7 protein-coding genes are annotated in these 6143 nt (G+C 51.3%); 5 read left to right on the forward strand and 2 right to left on the reverse strand.

Going from position 1 to position 6143, the window contains the following annotated elements; genetic code table 11:
- Positions 1-230: 230 nt before the first annotated feature.
- Positions 231-554 carry a nitrite reductase small subunit NirD gene (gene nirD, locus B2Z72_RS05380; RefSeq protein WP_296984100.1) on the forward strand — a complete coding sequence of 108 codons (324 nt, stop codon included), beginning with the start codon at positions 231-233 and terminating at the stop codon, positions 552-554.
- 349 nt (positions 555-903) lie between these two features.
- On the opposite strand, the gene B2Z72_RS05385 is transcribed toward nirD, so the two are convergent.
- Positions 904-1290 carry a PA2817 family protein gene (locus tag B2Z72_RS05385; protein ID WP_296984099.1) on the reverse strand — a complete coding sequence of 129 codons (387 nt, stop codon included), beginning with the start codon at positions 1288-1290 and terminating at the stop codon, positions 904-906.
- A gap of 34 nt (positions 1291-1324) precedes the next feature.
- Here B2Z72_RS05385 and B2Z72_RS05390 point away from each other — a divergent pair, with 34 nt between their 5' ends.
- From B2Z72_RS05390 to queF, 3 genes are read left to right on the forward strand one after another with little or no spacing between them, the layout of a single operon-like run.
- On the forward strand, positions 1325-2248 hold the full coding sequence (locus tag B2Z72_RS05390) for an ABC transporter ATP-binding protein (protein WP_296984098.1): 924 nt from the start codon (positions 1325-1327) through the stop codon (positions 2246-2248).
- Positions 2245-3021, forward strand: a complete 777-nt coding sequence (locus tag B2Z72_RS05395) for an ABC transporter permease (RefSeq protein WP_296984095.1) — start codon at positions 2245-2247, stop codon at positions 3019-3021. The genes B2Z72_RS05390 and B2Z72_RS05395 overlap by 4 nt, the downstream gene beginning before the upstream one ends.
- A gap of 7 nt (positions 3022-3028) precedes the next feature.
- Positions 3029-3850 (forward strand): NADPH-dependent 7-cyano-7-deazaguanine reductase QueF, encoded by an 822-nt coding sequence (gene queF, locus B2Z72_RS05400; RefSeq protein ID WP_296984094.1) that lies wholly within the window; start codon positions 3029-3031, stop codon positions 3848-3850.
- On the opposite strand, the gene B2Z72_RS05405 is transcribed toward queF, so the two are convergent.
- A complete protein-coding gene (locus B2Z72_RS05405; protein ID WP_296984093.1) occupies positions 3786-5201 on the reverse strand; it encodes an adenylate/guanylate cyclase domain-containing protein in 1416 nt (471 codons plus the stop codon). The genes queF and B2Z72_RS05405 overlap by 65 nt on opposite strands.
- A 280-nt stretch (positions 5202-5481) precedes the next feature.
- Here B2Z72_RS05405 and B2Z72_RS05410 point away from each other — a divergent pair, with 280 nt between their 5' ends.
- Positions 5482-6018: a nitroreductase family protein gene (locus B2Z72_RS05410; RefSeq protein WP_296984092.1), complete on the forward strand. Its 537-nt coding sequence runs from the start codon at positions 5482-5484 to the stop codon at positions 6016-6018.
- Positions 6019-6143 lie beyond the last annotated feature (125 nt).

The raw sequence follows: 6143 nt of genomic DNA on the forward strand, positions 1-6143 counted from the left end.
GTGCGAATGGAAAACCACCATTGAGTCACCTGAAAAGCTCAAACGCTTCAGCCACTTTATCAATGCTGATGAGGCCGATAAGAATCTGTACTACGTGCGTGAGCGTGGACAGCGTCGCCCGGCAACCGAAGCGGAGCGTATTGAACTGGTCAGTCTGGATAGCGGGGTTTAACAACCCCCGTGTAACGCATCTGAACTGCTTCTTTCACTGATTATTTGAGGTTTTAACCATGACTGACTGGACTACTGTCTGCCAACTGACCGATATCGATCCGGACACGGGTGTCTGTGCACTGGTAAATGGCGAGCAGGTTGCCGTGTTTCGCTGGGGCAACAGCGAAACCCTTTATGCCATCAACAATTTTGATCCGTTCGGCAAAGCCAATGTGCTGTCACGCGGCATCGTAGGCTCCATAGGTGAGCGCCCGGTGGTGGCGTCGCCGCTGTATAAACAGCACTTTGATCTGTCGACCGGCGAATGCCTGGAAGACGATTCTGTAGCGGTAAAGCGCTATCAGGTCAAAGTTGAAGGTGGGACTGTGCTGCTGGCCTGAGGCCAGCAGTTAACGCTTTTGGATCTCTGACCGATGTCACTGACGACCTTCATCAGTTAGCAGGCGCAACTCTTCAGACCTGGTTTTTGCAGATCGGAAGAGGGCCGTATGCAGGTCAGTGGTTTCAGAGATCCATTTTATTTCCGCCCAACGGATGTCTTCAGTATTTCTGCGTGAAGTACCGGACCTTGGGCCGGATGTTCAGCCAGGCATTAAATCAGGCTTTAAATGCTGGGCTGATAACAAGCGGGAATATTCCATCTGACAGTTAACCATGAATTTTATGTGGGGAAGCCACAGTCTCAGCGCGTAATCGTCCGCGCTTTCCTTCTCGCCGTTTTTCTTTTGTTTAATCAGCAGCAGAAAGCCTGGCTTTCTCCGCGGTACGGTCAAAATCCTCACCGTTACTTTCGGCTTCCGCTTCTTTTTCGTCCAGCTGCTGGAACAATGCGATCTCATCGTCAGTGAGGAAATGCAGGCAGTCACCACCGAAATACCACAGGATATCCCGGTCTATCACTGGGTTCAGCTGGGGCAGATGGGTGAAAATCTGTACCACCCAGTCGTGACCTTCCTGATATCCTGCACCAGAATGTTCCCTCAGCTGGTCAATTACCTGATCAAGCTGGTGTAGAATCTCGTCGCTTATGACGCCGGCCGACTGCGGCTGAGCTTTGCGCAGGCGCTCGCCGACCTGATGCAGTCGCTGGGTCAGATCGTTTAATCGTTCGCTCATATAAATCCAAAAATTTTATTCAAAAGGTTTGTTAATGAAGGTACCCGCTCTGCTGGTACGTGACCTGAGTAAGGTCTACGGCAACGGTTTCCAGGCTCTCAAAGGCATCAGCCTTGAAGTGGAGCAGGGAGACTTCTTCGCGTTACTCGGCCCGAACGGCGCCGGTAAATCCACCACGCTGGGTATTCTATCGGGTCTGGTGCAAAAAACATCCGGTTCGGCCGAGGTGATGGGGCACGATGTGAATACCAGTGCATTCCAGGCCCGTCGTGATCTGGGGGTTGTGCCACAGGAATTCAACTTTAACCAGTTTGAGAAAGTGATCGACATCGTCGTCACTCAGGCCGGTTACTTTGGCCTGACTGCCGCTGAAGCTTTGCCACGGGCTGAAGAACTGCTGAAAGCACTGGATCTGTGGGACAAGCGTGACCAGCAGTCGCGCATGCTCTCGGGTGGTATGAAGCGTCGTCTGATGATTGCCCGGGCGCTGATTCACAACCCTAAAGTGCTGATTCTGGATGAGCCTACTGCGGGTGTGGACATCGAACTGCGTCGTTCCATGTGGGAGTTTATGCAGGATCTGAATAAGTCCGGGACGACCATTATCCTGACCACGCACTATCTGGAAGAAGCAGAGCAGCTGTGCCGCAACATCGCCATCATCAATCACGGCGAAATCATTCAGCGCACCAGTGTGCGTGCGCTGCTGAGCCAGCTGAATACGGAGACCTTTATTCTCGATCTGCATCAGCCGCTGGAGCAGATGCCGGAGGTGGAAGGTTTCACTCTGCGTCAGATGACCACTGACTGCATAGAAGCCGAAGTACAGAAAGGGCAGAGTCTGAATGCCTTGTTTGCCGGATTAACCGAAAAGGGGATTGAAGTCCGCAGTATGAGAACCAAATCCAACCGTCTGGAAGAAATGTTCGTAGGCCTGGTACGGGAGGATAACGCATGACCGACGCCCGTATTCAGTGGGTGGCATTCAAGACCATCCTGGTAAAAGAAATCCGCCGCTTTATGCGTATCTGGCAACAGACGCTGTTACCGCCGGCCATTACCATGACGCTGTACTTTGTGATTTTCGGACAACTGATCGGCTCGCGCATCGGCGATATGGATGGCGTGAACTACATGTCCTTTATCGTGCCTGGTCTGATTATGATGAGCGTGATCACCAACTCGTATGGCAACGTTGCTTCGTCGTTTTTCAGCAATAAATGGCAGCGCAGCGTGGAAGAGCTGATGGTGTCGCCCGTGCGTCCGATTACCATTCTGATCGGTTACATCTCCGGCGGTGTCGCCCGTGGTATCGGTGTGGGCATCATCGTGACGCTGTTGTCGCTCTATTTTACCCACCTGCAGGTGCACAATGTTGCTGTGATGGTGCTGGTTATTCTGCTGTCGGCCATCCTGTTCTCTATTGGTGGCTTTATTAATGCCATGATGGCGACCAAGTTTGATGATATTTCCATTGTGCCGACCTTTATCATCACGCCGCTGACGTACCTGGGTGGGGTTTTCTATTCGATCAGCCTGTTGCCGGACTTCTGGCGTGGCATTTCGATGTTTAATCCTATTCTGTATATGGTAAATACCTTCCGCTACGGTATCCTCGGCGTTTCCGACGTTAACGTCTGGTTCTCACTGGCGATGCTGGTGGTGTTTATTGTGCTGCTTGGTGGCTACAGTCTGTGGCTGCTGAAGCGTGGTAAAGGTATGCGTCAGTAAGGTACTTATGGCATCTGTAACAAGTGAACATAATCCGTTAGGTAAAAGCTCTGAATACCGCGATCAGTATGACGCCAGTCTGCTGTTCCCGATCGAGCGTGAAGAAAGCTGGAAGGCTCATGGTCTTGACCGCCATGAAGTGCCGTTTTTTGGTGAAGATATCTGGAACGGTTATGAAATTTCCTGGCTGAATCTGAAGGGTAAGCCGCTGGTGGCGCTGGCGGAATTCCGTATTCCGGCCAGCAGTCGGTATCTGGTGGAATCCAAGTCGTTCAAGCTGTATCTGAATTCTTTTAATCAGACCCGTTTTGAAAATGGCAGCGATGTACGCCAGCTGATGGAAAAGGATCTGTCAGCAGCGGTGGGGGCGCAGGTGAAGGTTGTTTTTTACCCTGTCTATCACGTGTTTCCGGATGCGCCGGAAGCTCTGTGCATTGATAACCTGGATATCGAAGTCAGTTCTTATGAGCTGGATGACAGCCTGCTGCAATGCGGAGAAGGTCAGTTTGACGGCTGGATCTGCAGTCATCTGCTGAAATCCAACTGTCCGGTTACCGGTCAGCCGGACTGGGGCAGTCTGTTTATCCGCTACAAAGGCCCGCGCATCGATGAAGCCGGTTTACTGGCTTATATCGTATCGCTGCGTCAGCATCAGGATTTTCATGAGCATTGCGTCGAGCGGACGTTCCGTGATCTGTGGCTGAAATGTAAGCCCGAGTCGCTCACGGTATACGCCCGCTATGTGCGTCGCGGTGGTCTGGATATCAATCCGTTCCGAACTTCGGAGGATAGCGGTGAGGCTGTGAATTTCCGCCTTCCGCGTCAGTAGTCTTTTCTGTTTTAACTTTGTTGGCGGTAATGCCCTGGCTGCGCAGCTTAGCTGCTGCTCTGACCAGGGAGTCCGCTACCTTTTCCCGGTCTTCATCTCGTACCCGATCACTCTCAATATAAAGAGAGAAACCTTCTGACTCGTAATTAATAAAGCTCGGGTTGGAACCCAGATCGCGGCGGTAATCCACTACCTGATAGACAGGTACCGGATCACGGAAGCCTTTTACCTGCGCACTGCCACGCTGACGACAGATAATTTTGTCTTTGATCAGCGCATAAGTTTCATGGGAAATCAGAATCTCACCGGAATCCGCTTCGCTTTCCAGTCGTGATGCCAGGTTCACCTCTTTACCGATGATGGTGTAATCCATGCGGCTTTCGGTGCCAAAGTTACCGACGGTGCAGTAACCGGTGTTGATACCCATACGGATCTGCAGAGGTGCTGTCATGCCGTGCTCGGCCCATTGCTTGCGCAGCTTCAGCATATGACGGCGCATTTCGATGGCCATGGAAACGCAGGCGAGGGCGTCGCGCTTGGTGCCTTTACTTTTCGGGTCACCGAAGAAAATCATAATGCCGTCACCGATGAACTTATCGATGGTGCCACCGTATTTAAGTGCAATGCGCGACATTTCAGTCAGGTACTGGTTTAACAGATCGGTGAAGGATTCCGCTTCAATCTGTTCCGACAGAGACGAGAAACCAACGATATCGGAAAAGAAAATAACCAGCTTTTTACGCTGGGTTTCCAGCTTTGCCTGACGACGTCCGCTGAAAATGGATTCCCATACCTGCGGCGCTACGTATTTCGATACCTGATGAGACAGGGCCTGGAAGCGCTCTACCTGACCCTGGAATTTTTTCTTCAGGCGGATCAGATCCCGGGCCTGACGGTTGTTATTAAACGCTGACATTGCCAGGTGGAAGGCAACACCGGCTGCACAGGTCAGAAACAGAACCTGGGGAACCGGGTCTGGTTTGTCATAGCCAAAAATGAGGACGCCACCGGCGGCACCGGATATCAGTGAAATAATGCAGAATGCCCAGGCCGTGATACTGCCAACAATGATAAAGGTGGTGTTTATCATGATCAGGAAAAGCACGCTCAGCTCGACCGGCAAGTCAATGTAGGCCAGAAACAGGCCGCACAGAATAGCATCGCCGTGAATCAGAAACTGACGGGTAGTGTAAGAACGGCGGAAGCGGAACGGGCGGCTGAGAAAAAAGACCAGATGCGGATAAATGATGCATACCGCCGCAGCGATCAGTACGTACTGTTCAAAGTATCCAATGATCGCACCCACAATGACCGTGGCGCAGGCAACGCCATAGCCCAGAACGCGGGCCATATAATCCTGCTTCGGCAGAGATGTCTCCGAAAATTGAGTCCCATCTTGTATATTAGGCATGTTGGTCGCTCAGCTTTTTAATCATTTTTATTATTGTTACTGATGACACAATGGTACCAGAATCTCCAAGTAACAGCATGTATATACCCAGAATGCGGAATGACAGCAAGACGCTTAACCGAAAGGCAGTTTTCGGAACTCACTGAGGTTACAATAATCATATTACCAGTTTATTGATTTGAGTGTTGATATGAATGCTATACAGGCATTAAGTAAACGAGTGTCAGTTGCACAGCTGACCGGACCTGACCTTACCCCTGACGAAGAAGAAAAACTGTTCCTTGCAGCCCTCAGAGCCCCGGATCATGCGTGGATGCGGCCGAGTCGCTATCTTACGGTGCGGGGTGATGAGCGCCAACAGTTGGGACGTCTGTTCCTTGAATCGACCGATAATTGGCAGACTTTGGCAGAGGACAAACAGACTAAATTGCTCAATATGCCCATGCGCGCACCTTTGATCGTGATTGCCATCTGTACAGTTACTGACCACCCAAAAGTGCCGCGCGAAGAACAGCTGCTGTCGACTGGTGCGGGCGTACAGAATATGTTGAATGCAGCCTATGCATTAGACATCGGTGCCATCTGGCGTACCGGCGATGTCGCTTATAACCGTAAAATCGCCGCAGGACTCGGTCTGAAAGACAACGAAGAAATCGTTGGCTTTGTTTATCTGGGGCGTGTGAACACCACGCCGAAACCTGTGCCAGAGCTGGCGATTTCGGACTTTGTACAGAGCTGGCCAATAAAATCTTCATAAAAACAACGAATTAGGAGATTTTAGTGTTGACGCCGCAGGCTCCTCTACGTATAGTACGCGGCCTCTGAGCAGTGCTCAGTTAGGTGAGGTGTCCGAGTGGTCGAAGGAGCACGCCTGGAAAGTGT

Source organism: Thalassolituus sp. UBA6592 (assembly GCF_002433655.1).
Classification (GTDB): Bacteria; Pseudomonadota; Gammaproteobacteria; order Pseudomonadales; family Oceanobacteraceae; genus Venatoribacter.

Coding starts and splice junctions, on each gene's coding strand:
- nirD (WP_296984100.1), top strand. CDS start 231: ATGACTGACTGGACTACTGTCTGCCAACTGACCGATATCGATCCGGAC.
- B2Z72_RS05385 (WP_296984099.1), bottom strand. CDS start 1,290: ATGAGCGAACGATTAAACGATCTGACCCAGCGACTGCATCAGGTCGGC.
- B2Z72_RS05390 (WP_296984098.1), top strand. CDS start 1,325: ATGAAGGTACCCGCTCTGCTGGTACGTGACCTGAGTAAGGTCTACGGC.
- B2Z72_RS05395 (WP_296984095.1), top strand. CDS start 2,245: ATGACCGACGCCCGTATTCAGTGGGTGGCATTCAAGACCATCCTGGTA.
- queF (WP_296984094.1), top strand. CDS start 3,029: ATGGCATCTGTAACAAGTGAACATAATCCGTTAGGTAAAAGCTCTGAA.
- B2Z72_RS05405 (WP_296984093.1), bottom strand. CDS start 5,201: ATGGCCCGCGTTCTGGGCTATGGCGTTGCCTGCGCCACGGTCATTGTG.